Origin of the sequence: Puia sp., from assembly GCF_035546395.1 — a bacterium.
Taxonomy (GTDB): domain Bacteria; phylum Bacteroidota; class Bacteroidia; order Chitinophagales; family Chitinophagaceae; genus Puia.
In genome coordinates this window covers 107,780-125,530 of sequence record NZ_DASZXR010000016.1, presented here as the reverse complement: position 1 = coordinate 125,530, position 17,751 = coordinate 107,780, and the positions used below count along the sequence as shown (strand labels likewise).

Annotated in this window: 19 protein-coding genes; 5 read left to right on the top strand and 14 right to left on the bottom strand. The window is 55.4% G+C overall.

Annotation, left to right across the window (positions count from 1 at the left end; all coding sequences use genetic code 11):
• Positions 1 to 5: 5 nt before the first annotated feature.
• From VHE34_RS21575 to VHE34_RS21530, 10 genes are all read right to left on the bottom strand, one after another.
• Positions 6 to 893: a hypothetical protein gene (locus tag VHE34_RS21575; RefSeq protein WP_325591756.1), complete on the bottom strand. Its 888-nt coding sequence runs from the start codon at positions 891 to 893 to the stop codon at positions 6 to 8.
• 77 nt (positions 894 to 970) lie between these two features.
• Entirely contained in the window at positions 971 to 1,177 is a 207-nt protein-coding gene (locus tag VHE34_RS21570; RefSeq protein WP_325591754.1) for a hypothetical protein, read from the bottom strand.
• Positions 1,178 to 1,219: 42 nt separating this feature from the next.
• Positions 1,220 to 1,936, bottom strand: coding sequence for an SDR family NAD(P)-dependent oxidoreductase (locus VHE34_RS21565; RefSeq protein ID WP_325591752.1), 717 nt, complete (start codon positions 1,934 to 1,936; stop codon positions 1,220 to 1,222).
• Between the two features lie 17 nt (positions 1,937 to 1,953).
• Complete coding sequence (locus VHE34_RS21560; protein ID WP_325591750.1) at positions 1,954 to 3,249, bottom strand: radical SAM protein; 1,296 nt, start codon at positions 3,247 to 3,249, stop codon at positions 1,954 to 1,956.
• 90 nt (positions 3,250 to 3,339) lie between these two features.
• Positions 3,340 to 3,942 carry a hypothetical protein gene (locus tag VHE34_RS21555; RefSeq protein WP_325591748.1) on the bottom strand — a complete coding sequence of 201 codons (603 nt, stop codon included), beginning with the start codon at positions 3,940 to 3,942 and terminating at the stop codon, positions 3,340 to 3,342.
• 50 nt (positions 3,943 to 3,992) lie between these two features.
• On the bottom strand, positions 3,993 to 4,562 hold the full coding sequence (locus tag VHE34_RS21550) for a hypothetical protein (protein WP_325591746.1): 570 nt from the start codon (positions 4,560 to 4,562) through the stop codon (positions 3,993 to 3,995).
• 8 nt (positions 4,563 to 4,570) lie between these two features.
• Positions 4,571 to 5,614, bottom strand: coding sequence for an agmatinase family protein (locus tag VHE34_RS21545; protein ID WP_325591744.1), 1,044 nt, complete (start codon positions 5,612 to 5,614; stop codon positions 4,571 to 4,573).
• Between the two features lie 152 nt (positions 5,615 to 5,766).
• Positions 5,767 to 6,519, bottom strand: a complete 753-nt coding sequence (locus tag VHE34_RS21540; protein WP_325591742.1) for a LytTR family DNA-binding domain-containing protein — start codon at positions 6,517 to 6,519, stop codon at positions 5,767 to 5,769.
• A gap of 1 nt (position 6,520) precedes the next feature.
• Positions 6,521 to 8,155 carry a sensor histidine kinase gene (locus VHE34_RS21535; protein WP_325591740.1) on the bottom strand — a complete coding sequence of 545 codons (1,635 nt, stop codon included), beginning with the start codon at positions 8,153 to 8,155 and terminating at the stop codon, positions 6,521 to 6,523.
• Entirely contained in the window at positions 8,155 to 9,360 is a 1,206-nt protein-coding gene (locus VHE34_RS21530; RefSeq protein ID WP_325591738.1) for a TPR end-of-group domain-containing protein, read from the bottom strand. The genes VHE34_RS21535 and VHE34_RS21530 overlap by 1 nt, the downstream gene beginning before the upstream one ends.
• 112 nt (positions 9,361 to 9,472) lie before the next feature.
• Here VHE34_RS21530 and VHE34_RS21525 point away from each other — a divergent pair, with 112 nt between their 5' ends.
• The 5 genes from VHE34_RS21525 to VHE34_RS21505 all read left to right on the top strand — a co-directional run bounded on the left by VHE34_RS21525 (position 9,473) and on the right by VHE34_RS21505 (position 14,982).
• A complete protein-coding gene (locus VHE34_RS21525; RefSeq protein WP_325591736.1) occupies positions 9,473 to 10,093 on the top strand; it encodes a TetR/AcrR family transcriptional regulator in 621 nt (206 codons plus the stop codon).
• 11 nt (positions 10,094 to 10,104) lie between these two features.
• Positions 10,105 to 11,346 (top strand): beta-ketoacyl-ACP synthase II, encoded by a 1,242-nt coding sequence (fabF, locus tag VHE34_RS21520; protein WP_325591733.1) that lies wholly within the window; start codon positions 10,105 to 10,107, stop codon positions 11,344 to 11,346.
• A 44-nt stretch (positions 11,347 to 11,390) separates the two neighbouring features.
• A complete protein-coding gene (locus VHE34_RS21515; protein ID WP_325591730.1) occupies positions 11,391 to 11,804 on the top strand; it encodes a cytochrome c maturation protein CcmE in 414 nt (137 codons plus the stop codon).
• A 10-nt stretch (positions 11,805 to 11,814) separates the two neighbouring features.
• Positions 11,815 to 14,262 (top strand): cytochrome c biogenesis protein CcsA, encoded by a 2,448-nt coding sequence (gene ccsA / locus VHE34_RS21510; RefSeq protein WP_325591726.1) that lies wholly within the window; start codon positions 11,815 to 11,817, stop codon positions 14,260 to 14,262.
• Between the two features lie 66 nt (positions 14,263 to 14,328).
• Positions 14,329 to 14,982 (top strand): DUF4294 domain-containing protein, encoded by a 654-nt coding sequence (locus tag VHE34_RS21505; RefSeq protein ID WP_325591724.1) that lies wholly within the window; start codon positions 14,329 to 14,331, stop codon positions 14,980 to 14,982.
• 3 nt (positions 14,983 to 14,985) lie between these two features.
• Here the strand turns inward: VHE34_RS21505 and rfaE2 are convergent, their stop codons facing one another.
• The 4 genes from rfaE2 to panC are packed head-to-tail and all read right to left on the bottom strand — an operon-like array spanning position 14,986 to position 17,731.
• Entirely contained in the window at positions 14,986 to 15,477 is a 492-nt protein-coding gene (gene rfaE2 / locus VHE34_RS21500) for a D-glycero-beta-D-manno-heptose 1-phosphate adenylyltransferase (RefSeq protein WP_325591722.1), read from the bottom strand.
• Entirely contained in the window at positions 15,440 to 16,495 is a 1,056-nt protein-coding gene (locus VHE34_RS21495; protein ID WP_325591720.1) for a lysylphosphatidylglycerol synthase transmembrane domain-containing protein, read from the bottom strand. The genes rfaE2 and VHE34_RS21495 overlap by 38 nt, the downstream gene beginning before the upstream one ends.
• A gap of 11 nt (positions 16,496 to 16,506) precedes the next feature.
• Positions 16,507 to 16,851 (bottom strand): aspartate 1-decarboxylase, encoded by a 345-nt coding sequence (gene panD, locus VHE34_RS21490; RefSeq protein WP_325591716.1) that lies wholly within the window; start codon positions 16,849 to 16,851, stop codon positions 16,507 to 16,509.
• Between the two features lie 40 nt (positions 16,852 to 16,891).
• A complete protein-coding gene (panC, locus tag VHE34_RS21485; protein ID WP_325591714.1) occupies positions 16,892 to 17,731 on the bottom strand; it encodes a pantoate--beta-alanine ligase in 840 nt (279 codons plus the stop codon).
• Between the last annotated feature and the right edge of the window lie 20 nt (positions 17,732 to 17,751).

Below are 17,751 nucleotides of genomic sequence, written 5' to 3'. Positions count from 1 at the left end.
AGGCCCTAATTATGTATCTTGAAATTGAAGATGATGGTGCCGACGGACTCTCCGTCGCCGCTGCTGAACTTCACCTGCCGGGCTTTGCGTTTGGCGATGGCGACCATGTTGCCGTCCGATGTCGTCGATCCGCGCATCTGGTAATCTACGTCCGTTACATTTCCACCCGCATCCACATGGACGTCCACAGCCACCTTTGCGTTTTCGTTAAAATCGTCGGTGAAAGAGGGCGTGCTGACAATGTGCCGGCCGCCAAGCCCGCGTGAAATAGCCACACCGCCGCTACCGTGGCCGCCACCCACATAATTTTTGGAATTCGGATCACCGCCTGGTGCGCCCTGGTCGCCGCGGCCGCCCGCGATCCCCTGGTTGCCACCGGGTTTGAAGTCATCGGCCGCGTTGCCGCCTGTACCGTTCCCGTTCACGCCGCGGAATACGGCTTTGGGCCGGGGCGGAGCCGGCTTCTCGGGAAGGGTCTCCGGATGTTTTACGGGCTTGACCCTGGTCTTTGTAATTTCTTTATCGGGAATTTTGGTGGCGTTTGGCTTGGTAACGATCGCCTTTTTTACCACCGGTGCATCTTCCTTGTTATTGTCATCCGTCTCGACGTCCTTTACGGGCTCTTTCACGACGGCCGCCTGTTTGGGCGGAGTGTATTTCTCTTTTTCGACGGCGGAAGGTTCTCCCGGCAGATAGGGTTGATTGTCGCCAAGCCCTTTGTCGCTGTTGCCCAGGTTCACCTCGATCCCTTCTTCGGTAACGGGGGGCGGGTTCACCGGCTGGGTCCAGCTGACATAGAGCAGGACAAGGAGCAGAAGCACGCAAATGCCGAGGGTCAATCCCCCGGCCTTCATGTTTTTCTCGGATTCGAAACTATCTTGCCTTTCGGTCATTGAACAAATTTACCAATAATGTAGTTAGTAACGCAGTAAAATGGGGGAGAATTGCCCCATGGCGCCTTGGCAAAATGTTAAAAATGCGAGTCCCGGTGACCATTGTGACGTTTGTGCCGGCGATACTTCACCGGGTAGCGGATATCATAGGCCATTTCATAGCCTGCGTTGGCGACAAAATCCTTCCGTCTTTGTGCCTTGCGCCTGCTAAGCAGCCAGAGGGTCACGCCCGCGGCGAGGGTAGTTGTAAGGGCTGTCAATACGATGGCTTGGGACTTCTTCATACAGGTTCTTTGTCCTTTATTTGCAATCTCAGTGCCAAAAGTTTAGCCGATCCGGTGATACAACCAGGAGGGGATCCACTTTGCGATCTTTGCAATGATCCACCAGCGATGCGTAACATATACGCGCCAGCGGCGCCGGTTGATCGCCTGAAGGATCTGCCGGGCAGCCTTCTCGGGCGGCGCCACCCAAAACCGGCCGGGGCCTTTGGCCATTTGGGTGTCGACAAAACCCGGTTGGACATCGGTGAGGTAAAGGGGAATTTTCATGTGCCGCGCCTTGATGGAAAGTCCTTCGAAATAGGTGCTCTGGAAGGCCTTTGCCGCGCTGTAGGCAGGGGAGTGGCGGTTGCCGCGGATCGAAGCGATCGAGGAGAGCGTTACCAGGTGGCCATGGCCCTGGTCGACGAAGATGCGCCAGGCGAAATGTACGGCCTCCAGGAAGCCGTTCACGTTCACGTCCACCGTTCCTTTGTCCACGGCCCAGTCCAGGCTGTCCATGATCTCTCCCCAGCCTGCGCTGTAGACAAGCAGATCGAGCCCGCCCAGTTTCCGTGTCAGGGATTCGAGATGGGCCGTGGCCCCGGGACCGGTGATGTCAAAGCATTCCGTAATGACGTGATTGGGAAATTCGAGTTGCAGCGTGTAGAGCAATTCCTGGCGCCGCCCCGTTGCGCCGACGAGATGTCCGGCGCCGGCGTACAGCCGGGCCATTTCCCGGCCGATCCCAGAAGTGGCCCCAACGATGATGATCTTCTGCATGTGACAAGATAGGCAATTTAATGGGCAAAATCCGCTTCATAGCGTCCGCGGATGCGTTCCATCGGCGGATTGAAGTAACCGAACCGGACCCTGGGGAATTCTTCGGCGATGAGTTCCATCAGTTGTTTGACCCCCATGAACTCCCCCGTCTCGACCACGCCGATCTTGCCGAGGTACCAGTCGGGGTCGATATTGAAATTGCGCCACTGGATCATCGTCAGATCGGTATCGCCGATGAGTTTCCGGAGCGCTTCGTATTCTTCGACACTGTCCGTCATGCCGGGGAAGACGAAGTAATTGATCGAGGCCCAGCCGCCAAAGCTGCGGACGACCCGCAGGCTTTCGACGATGTCTTCGAACCGGTAGTTGTTGGGCCGGTAGTAGGCCTCATATACCGCGGCCCGCGCCGAGTTCATGCTGACCCGGATGGAATCGAGTCCTGCTTCGCAGAGGGCGCGTACTGCGGCGGGTTTGCTGCCGTTGGTATTGATATTGATGCTGCCGCGGGGCGTGTGCTTTCGCATTTCGAGGATGGATTCGCGGATCGTCTCCCACATCAGCAGCGGTTCGCCTTCGCAACCCTGGCCAAAGCTGACGATCGGGTAGGGCGCTTCCTGCAGGTGAGGAACGGTGAATTCCACGATCTCTTCCGCGGTGGGTTTGAAGCTAAGCCGGTCCTGGGTCGATGGAATGGCCTCTTCCTGCGGTTGGAAAGAGATACAGCCGATGCAATTGGCGTTACAGGCCGGGGAGGAGGGGACCGGGCATTCCCAGCGGCCCATGAAGTAATTGCGTGCTGCCGGGCAATGATAGGTCAGGCAGCAGTTCTCCGCGAGATGTTTGATCAGCCGGTTTTGCGGATAGGCCTTGAGGATATTCTCTACCCCGGCATTGATGACGTCCCAATCGTATCCTGCGCAGTCCTGGCGGACATCCTGTTCGATCCTTACGGCCGGAACATAGAATTGCCCATCGTGCCAGCCCGCGGCCGTATAGCAGAATAGGGGGAGGGTGGGTGCATCGGGGCCCGTTTCGTAGGCGGCCAGATAAAGCCCGGTATGCGCCGGCGGGATGAAGGCGGCTACGGCCCAGCCTTTCTCGCACAGCCTCATTTCGCCGGTGATAACATCGATGCCGATGCCCCTTCTGCCCGGGAGTTCGTAAAGGGAGCCGCCGTCGGGGAGCAGGATCCAGTCCTCTGCGGGTACCGGGATGGCGTCCCAGCCGCTGCGGCCGGTGGTATAGAGCGAGGTGTCCTCGAAGATGTTCCCCTTTCCGTCGGAATAGAGGATGAATGGCGATGACAAGAGCATCCGCGAAATTACGCAAATTCGCCGAGCTTCTACCGATGCCTTCGGCATCTGGCGGGGCCTATGATGGGCCTTCGGCCAGCCTCGCTGTGCTCAGCTTTCGCCCAAATAATGGTGGCAGAAAGCCTTCACATGCTCGAGCTGATCGTAATCCAAATTGACCCTTAGGGCAAATTCCAGCTCGTCCTGTCCGGCGGTCAGGATATCGATGTGGTCGTAGGCCGTATTAACCCCGTTGACATGCGTCCAATAAAGGAAACGGCTTTCCGGCAGGCTTGGGATGGTGATGCCGGTATGGTGGAAGGAGAGGGTTTCCGTTTGGCGGAGGGCCCGTTCGCAATAGAAGAGATAGCCATAGGCGATGGTCAGCAGGAAATGGACGATGCCGGTGAGTTCGTTTCCCTCGTTGATCATCAGCACGCCAATGCAAAAGAAGAAAATGATCTCGATACACCGGAAGAAGAGATTCAACCGGGGCAGTTGCGCGAGGAGATCCCTACCTGCGATCACCAGCAAAAAGATATCGAGTGAGATGAACAGAAGGCACCAAAAGTACAGGGTATGGGTGTTCTCGCTGCGGAAATGGCTGAAGGCATGGGCAAGCAGCAGGGTGGCGGCGAGACTATGGAGCCAGACGCCATTGCGTTTAAGCCGTTCGAAGGCCGGGGAGACGACGGGGAGGGAAATGGAATCCATAAGCGCAGTTTTTGCCTGGATGCGAAACTGCCCATATTCCATAAGGTTTTTTATGCGCGCGCGGCGGTCAGGCGGGCCCGGCAGTAGGCGTTGAACTCCTCCTCATCTGCATCATCGTCTTCGTCATCGTCTGCAACTTCCCTCTGTATCAGGCGGTTACTTTTGAAATCAAGGGTGAGCAAACCGTCCTTTAAGATGACGTTATTGAAGGCTTTCCAGTCGAATTGTTGTTTAAAAAGGGTGTTGATGACTATGCGATCCTGGTCGAAGCCGATCTCGAGGGGGCGCTTTGTCTGGTATTCGAGGAAAGTGAGCAGGAGGAAGAGGGCGCCGACCCAGGCTGCGGGTGTGAAGAACATCCAACCCATTGCTGCCAGCAGCAAGAGGTAACGGTAGCGGACCTGGTCGGGGCGCCTGTGGCGCCGCCACCACAGGGTGAGGATGAGGCCGATGAGCAATAAGAGGGCAATGGCGAGGATGAGGAGATCGGGCCGATCGCGTTGCGATCGGAAGGACATATAGAAGAATGTAAAAGAGGAGAACAGGCAGAGAAGCGCGCTCAACACATCCGTTGCCCGTTGGCCGGTCTTCTTCAGAATAACAACATATTGATACTTCATGGCGTGGCTCAGGAGTTGCTGGCCATAAGCAAATTAGACAATTTCCAGAGAACGCGCGAGCCGACGTTGGCGTCCCATTCGGTGTCTCCCACGCCAATCTCTACGAGGTCGAACCCGATGAACTGGCGGCCGCTTTGAACGATCTTCCGGATGATATAGAATATCTGCTGTGCCTCGAAGCCTCCCTGAACGGGTGTTCCGGTGTTGGGACAGAGTTTGGGATCGAGACCGTCGATGTCGAAGCTGATGTAGACCTTGTCGGGGAGGTGGCTGACGATCTCATCGGCGATGTGTCGCCAGTTCTGGCCTTCGTAACCGCGTTCTTTGATATCCTTGTCGAAGTAGGTGATAACCTTGTAATTGCTGTTCTGGATGAACTGCCATTCGTCGAGGGAATAGTCGCGGACCCCGATCTGTACCAGTCTTTTTAGTTGAGGTATTTCCTGTAATGCGTTGTACATCACGCTGGCGTGAGAATAGGTGAAGTCTTCGTAGGATTTGCGCAGGTCGCAGTGTGCGTCGATTTGGAGGATACCGAAGTCGCCGTGTTTTTCGGCGATCGCTTTGAAATAGCCGAGTGGGGTGCTATGGTCGCCGCCGAGGAGGCCGACCAACTTTCCCTGGTCGAGGAGTGTTTTGGTTTGTTCGTAGACCCATTTATTGAGATTGGCGCTGCCCTCGTTGATCTCCTTGAGCGATTTGCACATGAAGCTGTTCTTTTCGACGACCTCGTCCTTGGAGGTAAAGTTGATGTACAGCTCGGCTTCTTTGCGGAGATAGTCGCTTTTCATCAGCACTTTCTTGTCCGGCTGCCGCATATACAATCCCTGGCGCCAGGCGTCGTCCGTCTCGGCGTCGAACAGGTCCACCTGCATGCTGGCGCGGAAGACGTGTTCACAGGCTCTCGAAGTTCCGGCTCCATAGCTCACCGTCACTTCCCAGGGCACCGGCAGGATGACCAGCCGGGCGTCTTCTTCTGAGAAAGGTAAGCCGAAGATATTGTTCTTAGGGTTGCTTGGACCATTCGAATCAAAGTGCGATAAATCTGTCATAGCGATGATAGCTGGGGGCGCCGCCCCAATTTCGGAAGCGCCTCGTTTAAGCGTCGCTCCAATTTCGGAAAACGCCACGCAAATTAGTGTAGTATGGACACATAGCAAAAAAAGGGGATAAAATAATGTTGGAACGTTGACGGGGCGAGGCTTTAGAAGCCCAATGCCTGCAGCACCGCTTCTTTTTTTCCGCGGGAGACCGGAACGGTGTCGCCATTGTTGAGCAACAGATAGCCGCCATCCTCGCGGATCCAGCTGCGGATGTGCTGCAGATTGACGAGATGGGATTGGTGACAGCGGATGAAGCCGTAGTCTTTCAGCAGGGGTTCGAATTCGTATATTGGCTTGGAAACCAATATTTTTTCGCTGTTATCCAAAAAGAAATAACAATAGTTGTTATCCGATTCGCAGCGGATGATCTGCCGGGTTTGGAGGAAGCGCGTCTCTTTTAATGTCGTCAGTGCGATCCGGTGTTCTTCCTTGAAGGGTTGGCGTTGGAGTAGCTGCAGAAGATTTTCGAGTTGGGCGTTGCGGCTTCGTTCGCCGTGCCGGAGCATGGCTTTGTGAACGGCTTCCTGCAGTTCCCGGGGGTCGATGGGTTTCAGCAGGTAATCGACCGCGGCGAACTTTACGGCCTGGATGCCGTATTGGTCATAGGCGGTGACGAAGATGAGCTGGAAATCGAGACTGGGCAGTTGCTGGAGCAGTTGCAGGCCAGTTTCCCCGGGCATTTGGATATCGAGGAAGACCAGTTCAGGGTGTTGCGTGGCGATGAGTTGCCTGCCGGTGGATGCATTCGTGGCGGAGCCGATGACCTCTACTTCGGGGCAATACTGGGTCAGCAGCCTGTCGAGATTGTCGAGGTTGTTTTGTTCGTCATCTATGAGAACAGCGGTTATGCTCATGCTAGGTCCACCAGTTTGTGAATTGCAGCCGGATCGTGGCGCCTCTGTCCGGTTGCGATCGGATGGTCAACGTGATCGGTTGTTGGGGTGACAGTTGGTTCAGGAGGCTGATCCTTTCTTTTGTGAGGCGAAGGCCGTATCCTTTTGCCTCTGCCGTTGTATCCCAGCCTTTACCGTTGTCGGTCACCTCCGTGATGAAATTAGCATTTTCCCGGGAGAAGGCGATGCGGATGAAACCATTTTCGTGCAAACCGGCAACCCCGTGCTTCACGGCATTCTCCACAAGGGGTTGAAGGAGGAAGGCCGGGATCTCGGTCGTGCCGACGGGCAGACCGGGAGCGGTTGTGATCTCATACCCAAACCCGAAACGAAGTTGTTCGAGGAGGAGGTAGGTGTTGAGGATGCGGATCTCCTGAGGCAACGGATGGCTGTCCTTATCGCTTCCGGCCAGGCTATCCCGGAGAAGTAGACCGAAGTCAGAGAGATAGCGGTTGGCGGCTTCGATCTTGTTGTTATTAACCAGGCCCTGGATCGAGCTAAGGGCGTTAAAGATGAAGTGGGGGTTTAGTTGGGAGCGGATGTAGCCGAGTTCAAGACCAAGCCTTTCCCGGGCATTCTTCTCGCGTCGGGTTCGCCGGCGTTGTCGGAACAGAATGACCAGGAGGATAACGGCGATGAGTGATGCCCCTTCGAGGGCGCCGAGACCAAAGCGGAATAGCTTTGTTTCATACCAGGCAGGCCGAATTGCGAAAGTATAGCTGGAGACATTGTGCCGTTGAGCGCGAAGCCTTAACTGCAGGGTATATTGGCCCGGCTGGAGGTTTTGCAAAAAGATGGCGTTGTTGTCAAAGTCGTTTGGCTGCCAGGGCCGGTCCGGGGAGCCGTCATGGAGCAACTGGTATTCGAGAGCTTGTCGTTGATAGACCTGTGCGTTGACATAGAAGATGAGAGTGTTGTCCCGGGGTTGCAGTTGAAGTCTGCCCTGCGCCAGGGCGGCGAGACGGCTGGTCATGGCCGAATCGGGTTGTGAGTCCCCGTAAGGGCGTCTGCCGCCAATAAGGTTCTGCAAGTTCTGGGCGGTATATAGGCGGGAGAGAGAAGGGTGGGCATTGCGCCAGATAACCATCGCCGACGATATGATGGTTTTTGTCGCCTTTTCGCGGAGATCGACGATGACGGAATGTCCCCAGGTGTTTTTATAACCGCCGAGAAAACCATATTGGTCTTTGAATTCGTTCAATACTTTGCCGGGATCGGTGAACCGGGTGATTGGACCCCAGGGTAGGAGGAGGGTCTTTTTGTCCAGAAGCACCCGGAATTCGTATTTATCCGCGTTGTTCCGGTGGGTACCCGGGGCAAGGAAGTAGACGTATCCCGAGTCAATGGTATAGGATACGCCGAAATGCCTGGGGCGTTTTTCTTCAGGGGCTAAATGGCTATCGGCGAGGCTGGAATCTTCGGGGGTATTCGAAGAGTAACTGGCGCCGCCATAGATGCCGTTGTAGGGAATAGCGGTGACGAGCACTGGGTGCGTCCCTTCCTTGCCGTTGCCCTGGAAGGAGGTAGAGTAGTTCATCCAGTCGATCTGGGCGTGGACCATAGTGGGCAACAGCAGCAGCAGAAATAGTTTTTTCATCAGTTTGGAGTTGCCCAGAAGAGTGTGGGGTTATTGGTGTTATACATAGCCCGGCCGGGTTTTTGCCGGAAATAGTCGAGGGGGAGCAGTTGGATGTACGTGACCTCCTTTCCGGGGGCGGCGGTTTCCAGGTCGTAAGCGCTGTTGACCGGGCAGATCAGCCGGTAGAGGTTTTTTGACATATAGTAGCCAAGATAATCTTCTTTTGTTACGGCAGCGCGATGATTCCAGTTGGCATCCGGGTTGACGACCAGGGGTTGGTGGGTGATGAGCCGCAGGCGGACCTCTTCGATGCTCAACAGGTCGCCTTTTTCATTCATGACATAGGCGTCGTTGGTGGGGTCGATCCAGATCCATTTCTTCAGCGAGGGGATATAGACCGTATTGATCACATGGCAGTCGGGATCGGTGCCGAGGCTATCCTTGGGCATACAGGTGACATATCGTGAACGATAGCCCAGGGCAAGATAGCATTCGTTGAGGGCGATGGCCAGGCCGCGGCAGTTGAGCCCGCGGTGCTCGCGTTTACAGACCGCTACGAGACTCATGGCGTTGCGGACGGCGGGGTTGGCGTGGTTGCCGTCGTGTGGGATGAGATCGTGCATCCAGTGAAGAAGACGGATGACCCGGTTGACGTCGCTGCCGCTGCCGGCGATGGAGTCGAGGTTGAGGCCTTTTCGGAGGGCGATGAGATTGGTGTCGGTGGCTGCCTGATACTGGAAGGCGGGGAGGGCGCGATGGTCGTCGGGGTCGTACCGGGCTCCTTTTTCGAGGATATAGGGATAGTCGCCGACTTCGCGAAGCGGAGCGAGAAGGGCGCGGTAGCGCGGGCTATTGTGAAGCGAGACCAGGTCGTCGTCATGGATGACATGGGTGTAGTTGGTGAACCCTGCACGGATCGATCTTTCGAAGCAGTCCAGCGCGGGGCCGGGCTGGTTGACCAGGGCATAGGTGCAGGCAAGATTGTACAAGGCATCGATGCGATAGCCGGCATAGGTTTTTCGGGAAGCGGAGTCGAGATCGTTCCAGCGGGTGATGAAATTGTCGAGCAAGCGCCGGTAGCCGGGAATATCGCGGTGTTGGTAAGCGGCGATCATTTGGGCATGACTGGTATCGGCGAAGGCGGCGAAGTCGGGCGGGGCCTGGGCGTGGGCGACGCTGAAATATAAGGAAGTGGCGATGAGGGGGATGATTAGTTTTTTCATGCGGTTAAAATTCAGGTATTTTAGCACGAGCTAATGCGGCACTGTGAATTTGGCTTTATCGGCTGTGAAATTTGCTTACCTACCAGTAAGTAAGTATCTTGCGGCGGCGAGTATGAGTGAAACGCGGGAGCATATTATCCGGCTGGCAGACCGGTTGATCCGGCAAAGGGGGTTCAACGCCTTTTCCTATGCCGACATCGCGGCTGTGCTGAATATCCGCAAAGCGGCCGTCCACTATCACTTTGCGACGAAGTCCCTGCTTGGGCAGGCGGTGATCGAGGAGGAGCTGAGGCGGGTGGAAGGGTATCGCCAGGCGCATCCGAAGCTTGGTGGAGATTTGCAGATCAGGCACCTGGTAGGGGTGTTTTTCCATAATTCCCAATGTAATGCGGTTTGCCTGATGGGCGCCCTTACCCCGGAATTTGCGACCTTTGATGCGGGGATGCAGGCGATGGTGCAGCGGCTGTGTGTTGCGATCCGTGAATGGGTGGGGGATTGCCTGGAGGACGCGCGAAGTGCGGGTTGGATGCGGTTTGGCGGATCGGCGATGGATCGGGCGGCGTTGGTGGTATCGACATTGTTATCGTCGTTGTTGTTATCCCGGGTGGAGGGGGCTGGTTTGTTTTGCAGGATGATAGACCGGCTGCTGGAGGATCTGGGTGCGGGATGGCGGGTCGGCGATTTGCCGGCCATAGGGCCGGCCAGGCAGGAAGGGCTATATTCGTTTACTTGAAAAAGATCATTATGAAAAGAGTTGTAGTTACCGGAATGGGCGCGATCACTCCCCTGGGCAATGATGTGGTTACGTATTGGCGCAATATGTTGGCGGGCGTAAGTGGGGCAGGGCAGATCACCCATTTCGATGCCAGCCGGTTCAAGACCCGTTTTGCGTGCGAGGTAAAGAATTTCGATGCTTCGGGGTTGCTGGACCGGAGCGAGCTGAAGCGGACCGATCTTTTCACCCAGTATGCGCTTGCCGCTGCCGATCAGGCCATCAAGGACTGCGGGATCGACTTCAAGGCCATGGACCCCTTCGATACGGGTGTCATCTGGGGGTCCGGTCAGGGTGGGATGGAGACCTTTGAAGAGCAGGTGAAGGAATACGCGGCGGGGGATGGTACGCCCAGGTTCAGTCCGTTCTTTGTGCCCAAGCTCATCGCCAATATGGCTTCGGGGATGATCTCCATCAAATACGGTTTTATGGGCATCAACTATACGACCGTGTCGGCCTGCAGTACTTCGAATACGGCGTTCATGGATGCGTTGAACTATATCCGCCTCGGGAAGGCCAGGGTGATCGTTGCGGGGGGCAGCGAGGCGCCGATCACGGCGGCGTCCATCGGCGGGTTCACAGCGATGAGGGCCATGTCGACGCGCAACGACGATCCGCAGCATGCTTCCCGGCCTTTTGACGTCGACCGGGACGGTTTTGTGATGGGTGAGGGCGCCGGGGCACTGGTGTTGGAGGAATATGAGCATGCGAAGGCGCGGGGCGCGCATATCTATGCCGAGCTGGCCGGTGCTGCCATGACGGCCGACGCCTATCATATGACGGCCACGCATCCGGAAGGGGCGGGGGCGTTCCGGGCGATGCAGGACGCGTTGAAGGATGCGGGGGTTACCCCGGCCGATGTCGATTATCTGAATGTCCATGCCACTTCTACGCCGGTGGGCGATCTCAGCGAGGTGCAGGCGGTGACCCGGCTTTTCGGTACGGCGCCTTCGGGCCTTGTGATCAGTGCGACCAAGTCGATGACGGGGCATTTACTGGGTGCTGCGGGAGCGATCGAGGGGATCGCCTGCCTGTTGAGCATCCGCGACGGGGTGATCCCGCCGACCATCAATACCCGGCACCTGGACCCGGCGATCCCGGCGGGGCTGAATATCCTGCTGGGAGAGGCGAAACGGCATCCTGTAAAGGTGGCGATGAGCAACACCTTTGGGTTTGGAGGGCATAATGGCATCGTGGTATTTAAAAAGGTATAGAAGGTATAGGGGGAACCGGTTTTTGACCTAACTTTGCGGTCGGTATGAAAAAGTTACACATCGTCATATTGATCCTCATTGCCGTTTCGATTGCGGTGCTGATCAGCTTCACGGGTGATCTCACCACTTTTGAAACGATTGCTTCGGCCCGGCAGAAATCGGGCAAGACCGTTACGATCATCGCGCATCTCGACAACACTCAGCCCATCGAGTACAATCCTGCAAAGGACCCCAATTTTGTAAGCTTCCATATCAGCGATACCCTTGGCAACAAGGCCAGGGTGGTCTATCATTTCGAAAAACCTTATGACCTCGAGAAGGCGGAGCGGATTACGCTCAAAGGTAAAATGAACGGGGATGTCTTCGAGATCACCCGCAAGGACGGCATTCTTCTGAAATGTCCTTCGAAGTACAAGGACGATCCCAATTCCGCTCAGAAGGCCCTGAGCCAAAATTAATACCCTGGACATGCAATATCTCGGTGAACATCTTTTGCCCGGCAGGCTGGGGCATTTTTTTGCTATTCTTTGTTTTGCCGCTTCTTTTGTCGCATTGCTTTCCTTTTTCAAGGCGACGCAGGCGAAGACCGCCGACGAGCAGAACAGCTGGCGCCGGATGGGGCGCACCGCCTACCGGATCAATGTGTTTGCCGTTTTTGCCGTTCTCGCGACCATTTTCTATATCGTTTCCAACCGGCTTTTCGAGTATAATTTTGCATGGGAGCATTCCAGTAAGGCGCTGAAATTCCAATATGTGCTGGCCTGTATCTGGGAGGCGCAGGAAGGGAGTTTCCTGTTGTGGACCATTTGGGTTTGTGTTCTTGGAATGATCCTGATGCGTACGGCCGGGAAATGGGAAACGCCGGTGATGACCGTGATGAGCTTTACCCAGTTCTGTCTTGCGACGATGATCATGGGTATCTACCTGTTTGGAAACAAGATCGGCATCAACCCGTTCCTGCTGGTTCGCCAGACGGAGATGGGGATGCGGGCGCCGATCTTCAGTCAGCCCGACTATATGAGCATTCCGCAGATGCAGGATGGGCAGGGGCTCAATGCGTTGCTGCAAAATTATTGGATGGTGATCCATCCGCCGGTGTTGTTCCTTGGATTCTCTTCTACGGTGGTGCCTTTTGCGTATGCCATCGCGGGCCTTTGGAAAAAAGATTTCGGAGGCTGGACGCGGGTTGCCCTTCCCTGGACCTTGTTCTCTGCCTGTGTGCTTGGAACGGGGGTGATGATGGGAGCTGCCTGGGCTTATGAAGCGCTTAGCTTTGGCGGGTACTGGGGCTGGGACCCGGTGGAGAATGCATCGATGGTGCCCTGGCTGGTGATGATCGCCGGACTGCATACGCAGGTGATCTACAATTCGACGGGTCACTCGCTGCGGGCGACCTACTTTTTCCTGATCACCCAGTTTATCCTGGTGCTGTATTCGACGTTTCTGACGCGGAGCGGTATCCTGGGCGATCTTTCGGTCCATGCGTTCGTGAGCGCCGGGATGAATGTGCAGTTATTCCTTTTTTTGGCAGTGTTCCTTGTTCCCGCTTATGGTTTGTTTATCGCGAGATACAGGAACATCCCTCATATTTCCCGGGAGGAAGCGACGGATTCGCGGGAGTTCTGGATGTTCATTGGATCGCTGATACTCTTTTTGTCGGCATTGTATATCATCATCTCGACCTCTCTGCCGGTGATCAACCTGGTCAAAGAGCAGAAAGTGGCGATCGACGATGCGGCATTTACCTATAACCGGATCGAGATCTTTATCGCTATTCTCGTAGGTATCCTTACGGCTTTTGGTCAATATCTGAGATACAAGGGGACGGGCAAGGGAGTGTTGTTGAAGAAGCTATGGTTACCCACGGCGATTGCGCTGGCTGTTTCGCTGTCGATAAGCCTTTTCGGCGGTATCCATTATGACAAATATGGCGCGGGTTTTCTGGCGGCGATCCATATAGCCCTGTTTGCCGCGGTGTATGCCGTAATCGCGAACATCGAGTATATCCGGACGGGGCTGAAATGGAATTGGAAGTCTGCGGGCGGGTCGATTGCGCATATCGGTTTCGGGCTGATGCTGGTGGGTATCCTGATCTCTTCGGCCAAGAAGCAGGTGTTGTCCTATAATATGGAGGGGGTCCGTTTTGCCAACGCCGATCCCAAGCAGGATCCTTTGGAGAATATCAGCCTTGTAAAGGGAGTCCGGATCGACATGAACAAGTACTGGGCTACCTATATGGGGGATGATTCGCTGGAGCCCCGCAGCCAGACCCGTTATTACCGCATCCATTTCCAGGAAAAGAAAACGAACCATGAATTCGATCTTTATCCCAACCTCATCCGGAATACGAAGGGAATGGAAGGCGGCACGCCCAACCCGGACAAGTATCATTATTGGAACCGGGACATTTTCATGTATATAACGGGATTCTCGCCCCACGACGAACAGAATGATACAGCGCAGTTCAAGCCGCAGGCGGTGAGACTCAAGGATACGGCTTTTTATTCGCGGGGTTATGTGATCCTGGATTCGGTGGTCAAGAATCCCAATAACGGCAAATATCATTTCGGTGTCAACGACACGGCGCTGATGGCGATGGTCACGGTGGTGAGCAGGGACAGTATGCGATACCATGCTTCTCCCGTCATCTATGTAAAGGACAATCAACCGCATTTTCTGAACGATACCGTCTTTGCGCAGGACCTTGCGTTGCGGTTCAACAAGATCACCGATGACCAGAAGATCGAGCTGGGGATGAAGGAGTCCACCGATATGGTGCCTTTTATTGCGGCCAAGGTGCTGGAATTTCCCCAAATTAACATTTTGTGGTTCGGGACGATCATTATGATCATAGGCTTCGTAATGAGCATGTTGTGGCGCAGGCGTCAGGCGAAGGTCAAAATGGAGGTCCGATAAGGGTTACCCTGCGGGGGTATAGGGTATTAAAATACAACGTTTATTGTTAATTTTAAGGACCCGACTATGCGCTTCCGTCTTTTCAAATATTGGCTGCCGGTATCCGTTCTCCTATTGCTGATAGGGACCCGGGTGTCCGCCCAGTCGGCCGATACGAGCGCAATTCCGCCCGATATTCCGAAACCGGAATATGGTCCTTATGATACGATCCTTGTTCCCGCCAAGGTCTACGACGGCCAGCTACTTCCCGCCAATACGATCGAATACACCTGGGTGCATGCCCCGATGCCGCCGGCGATGCGTCGTCGCGTTGAAGAGTGGACGAGGCTGCGGAATGCGGTGTATGTCACCTATCCTTATGCGCGCCGTGCGGGGATGATCATGAATGAGATGAATGCGAAGATGGCGTTGTTGGGCACTGAAAAGGAGCGGCATCGGTATGTGTTGTCCCGGGAGAAGGAGCTGAAGAAGGAATTCACGCAACCGCTGGAGCAGCTGTCGATCTACCAGGGGAGGATCCTGATGAAGCTGATCAACCGGCAGACGGGCAACAATTGTTACGACATCATCAAAGAATATAAAGGTGGATTTACGGCCCGTTTCTGGCAGACGGTGGCCTTTTTCTTCAGCAGTAATTTAAAGCAGCCCTACGATGCCAAGGGGGATGACCAGAACATCGAGGCTATCGTGCAGGAGGTGGAAAGGATGTATCACGGTTAGAGTCTAGAGGCGGCATATCTTATCGATGATGCTTGTGGTCGAAAAGCCGGGCACGATAGGGTTAATCACCACGCGGCCGCCGGCGGCCATCACTTCTTTTGCCCCGACGATCTGTTCGAGTGTATAGTCTCCTCCCTTTACAAGGACATCGGGCATGATCATATTTATCAGTTCGAGCGGGGTATCTTCTTCGAAGACGATAACGGCATCCACCATGAGCAGGGAAGCCAGGACGATGGCGCGGGCCTGTTCGTTGTTGATCGGGCGTTGTTCGCCTTTGAGGCGACGTGTGCTGGCGTCCGAGTTGAGGCCGACGATCAGGATATCGGCTTCCCGGGCGGCGTCGGAGAGGGAGGCGATGTGGCCCTGATGGAGGATGTCGAAGCAGCCGTTCGTAAAGGCGATGGTCTTGCTCAGCAGTCGCCAACGGCGCAGCTGGTGTTGCAGACCGGTATGATCATAGATCCTTTGCGGGATGATTTGCGGGACCTTCATGTTCGATGATTTCGTAATGTGGTCGTTGATTGATGCGAGGCAACAGGATAAAGCTTGCGGTGCCGAAGAGGACGAAGCTGATGAACTGCCCGAACCAGAGCAGCCAGCCCAGCGCCTGGCCGAATGGCAGATCGGGTACGCCATAAAAAGCGACGGTTTCCTGGACAAGGAGGGCATAGGCGCCGATGCCGCCGGGGGAAACGATCATCCCTACGCTGCCCATGGCCAATACGCTGAGGGCGTCCTGGATGCCGAGGTGTCGCGTCGCTTCGATCGCGAAAAACCCGAACCAGGTGCTAAGCAGGTAGAGGCACCAGATACCGATGGTATAAACGAAGAAGAGGGGTTTGTTCTTTACATCCTTTACGGTCGTCAGTCCGTGCCAGATGTTGAGAATGATGTTGCGGATCTTGCGGACCGGGGCGATATGGCTGAACCGGTTGAGCAGGCGACGGGCGATCAGGAAGAGGGCCGCTGCGACGAAAACGGCCCCGATGATCTTTATCCAGGAGGTTTGTCCCTGTGCGTTGCGGAAGAACATATCCAGTTTGCCGGCCATCATTGCATGGATGACATTATACTGCAGGATGAGGGTGAGACCGAATACCGTCAGGAGGCAGACGACATCGAATGCGCGTTCGGCGACGATGGTTCCGACCAGTTTGTCGGCGGGTACTTTTTCATAGCGGGCGAGGATGGTGCATTTGATCACCTCGCCGAGGCGAAGGGGACCGAGGTTGACGAAGTAGCCGATCATGACGCCGAGGAAACAGTTGACCCGGGAAGGGGTGTAGCCCAGGGGTTCGATCAACTGGCGCCAACGCAGTGCGCGAAGCCAGTGGCTTGCCAGCAGGAAGAGGAGGACGGGGATCAGCAGCCAGTAGTTGGCGCGGTCCAGAGCGCCTTTTAGCTGCGCCCATTTCTGACCATCCATGCCCTTCAAGCTTAGCCAGATGAAGAATACGGCTATAGCGGAGAAAAGAATGTATTGCAGGGCGGTCAGAAGCTTCTTTTTCATTCCGCGACAAGTTACAGTTTATTTCCTTCTTTCGGAAAAACGATGCGGGGCTTGAACTGTTTGGCTTCTTCGAAATCCATATGCGCGTAAGAGATGACGATGATGATATCGCCCACTGCACCCTGTCTTGCAGCGGGGCCGTTGAGACAGCAGGTGCCGGAGCCGCGTTTGCCTTTGATGAGGTAGGTTTCGATCCGGGAGCCGTTGTTGACGTTGACGATCTGCACCTTTTCATTCTCGATCATGCCTGCTGCATCCATGAGGTCTTCGTCGAGGGTGAGACTGCCAACGTAGTTAAGGTTGGCTTCGGTGATGGTCGCACGATGAACTTTCGATTTGAGTATTTCTATATCCATAGGTCTTACAAATGGGGCACAAAGTTACATGATTTCAAATTCAGAGAATCATGTTGTCGATGAGGCGGACATCCCCCTGGAATGCGGCGATGAGGGCGATGGCGCCGGACGGGGAGGGGCCGGGGATCGGTTCGAGGGTATTGGCGTCGGCGATCGAGACATAGTCTACGCGGAAGCCTGCCGATTCGAGGATGCGAATGGCATTTTCGATGAGGGTGGGGACGGGCCCGGAGGTAAAGCCGGTCTTTATCTGCATCAGGGCGCGATAAATTGCCGTGGCGTTGGCGCGCTGTTCGGGGGTGAGGCGGAGATTGCGGCTACTCATGGCCAGGCCGTCGGCTTCCCGGATGATGGGGCAACAGTGCAGGGTGGTGGGCAGGCCCATAATGGTCAGTAGCCGGCGCACCACCATACATTGCTGGTAATCCTTGCTGCCCATGAACAGTTGGTCGGGGTGGACCTTTTCCAGCAACCGGCGCATCACCTGGCATACTCCCTGAAAGTGGCCGGGGCGAAATTTGCCTTCGAGGAGCGTCTCGAGGGGCCCCAGGTCATAGGTTTCCAGGCCTCGGGTGCCGTGGGGGTACATTTCTGCGACCTCGGGGAGGAAAAGGACATCGACGCCGGCCTTTTCGAGCATGGGGATATCTTTTTCCAGGGTTATGGGATATTTCTGAAAATCCTTAGGATCATTAAACTGCGTGGGGTTTACAAAGATGCTGCAGACCGTTAGGTCGGTGGACCGTTTTGATATAGCGATAAGTGAGATATGTCCTTCGTGCAAGGCTCCCATTGTGGGTACGAAGCCGATGGACCGGCCGGCTTTGCGTTGTTTTTCCAGGTGCATGGCCAGGTCGGCGGCCCTTTTATACATTATCATTTTTTGTGGTTTTATAGCGC

Bases quoted from the DNA above. Each gene is read 5' to 3' on its own strand.
- VHE34_RS21495 (WP_325591720.1), bottom strand. From the start codon at position 16,495: ATGAAAAAGAAGCTTCTGACCGCCCTGCAATACATTCTTTTCTCCGCT.
- VHE34_RS21525 (WP_325591736.1), top strand. From the start codon at position 9,473: ATGAGTGAAACGCGGGAGCATATTATCCGGCTGGCAGACCGGTTGATC.
- VHE34_RS21570 (WP_325591754.1), bottom strand. From the start codon at position 1,177: ATGAAGAAGTCCCAAGCCATCGTATTGACAGCCCTTACAACTACCCTC.
- panC (WP_325591714.1), bottom strand. From the start codon at position 17,731: ATGATAATGTATAAAAGGGCCGCCGACCTGGCCATGCACCTGGAAAAA.
- VHE34_RS21550 (WP_325591746.1), bottom strand. From the start codon at position 4,562: ATGAAGTATCAATATGTTGTTATTCTGAAGAAGACCGGCCAACGGGCA.
- VHE34_RS21530 (WP_325591738.1), bottom strand. From the start codon at position 9,360: ATGAAAAAACTAATCATCCCCCTCATCGCCACTTCCTTATATTTCAGC.
- VHE34_RS21575 (WP_325591756.1), bottom strand. From the start codon at position 893: ATGACCGAAAGGCAAGATAGTTTCGAATCCGAGAAAAACATGAAGGCC.
- VHE34_RS21505 (WP_325591724.1), top strand. From the start codon at position 14,329: ATGCGCTTCCGTCTTTTCAAATATTGGCTGCCGGTATCCGTTCTCCTA.
- rfaE2 (WP_325591722.1), bottom strand. From the start codon at position 15,477: ATGAAGGTCCCGCAAATCATCCCGCAAAGGATCTATGATCATACCGGT.
- VHE34_RS21535 (WP_325591740.1), bottom strand. From the start codon at position 8,155: ATGAAAAAACTATTTCTGCTGCTGCTGTTGCCCACTATGGTCCACGCC.
- VHE34_RS21565 (WP_325591752.1), bottom strand. From the start codon at position 1,936: ATGCAGAAGATCATCATCGTTGGGGCCACTTCTGGGATCGGCCGGGAA.
- fabF (WP_325591733.1), top strand. From the start codon at position 10,105: ATGAAAAGAGTTGTAGTTACCGGAATGGGCGCGATCACTCCCCTGGGC.
- VHE34_RS21545 (WP_325591744.1), bottom strand. From the start codon at position 5,614: ATGACAGATTTATCGCACTTTGATTCGAATGGTCCAAGCAACCCTAAG.
- VHE34_RS21555 (WP_325591748.1), bottom strand. From the start codon at position 3,942: ATGGATTCCATTTCCCTCCCCGTCGTCTCCCCGGCCTTCGAACGGCTT.
- VHE34_RS21540 (WP_325591742.1), bottom strand. From the start codon at position 6,519: ATGAGCATAACCGCTGTTCTCATAGATGACGAACAAAACAACCTCGAC.
- VHE34_RS21515 (WP_325591730.1), top strand. From the start codon at position 11,391: ATGAAAAAGTTACACATCGTCATATTGATCCTCATTGCCGTTTCGATT.
- ccsA (WP_325591726.1), top strand. From the start codon at position 11,815: ATGCAATATCTCGGTGAACATCTTTTGCCCGGCAGGCTGGGGCATTTT.
- panD (WP_325591716.1), bottom strand. From the start codon at position 16,851: ATGGATATAGAAATACTCAAATCGAAAGTTCATCGTGCGACCATCACC.
- VHE34_RS21560 (WP_325591750.1), bottom strand. From the start codon at position 3,249: ATGCTCTTGTCATCGCCATTCATCCTCTATTCCGACGGAAAGGGGAAC.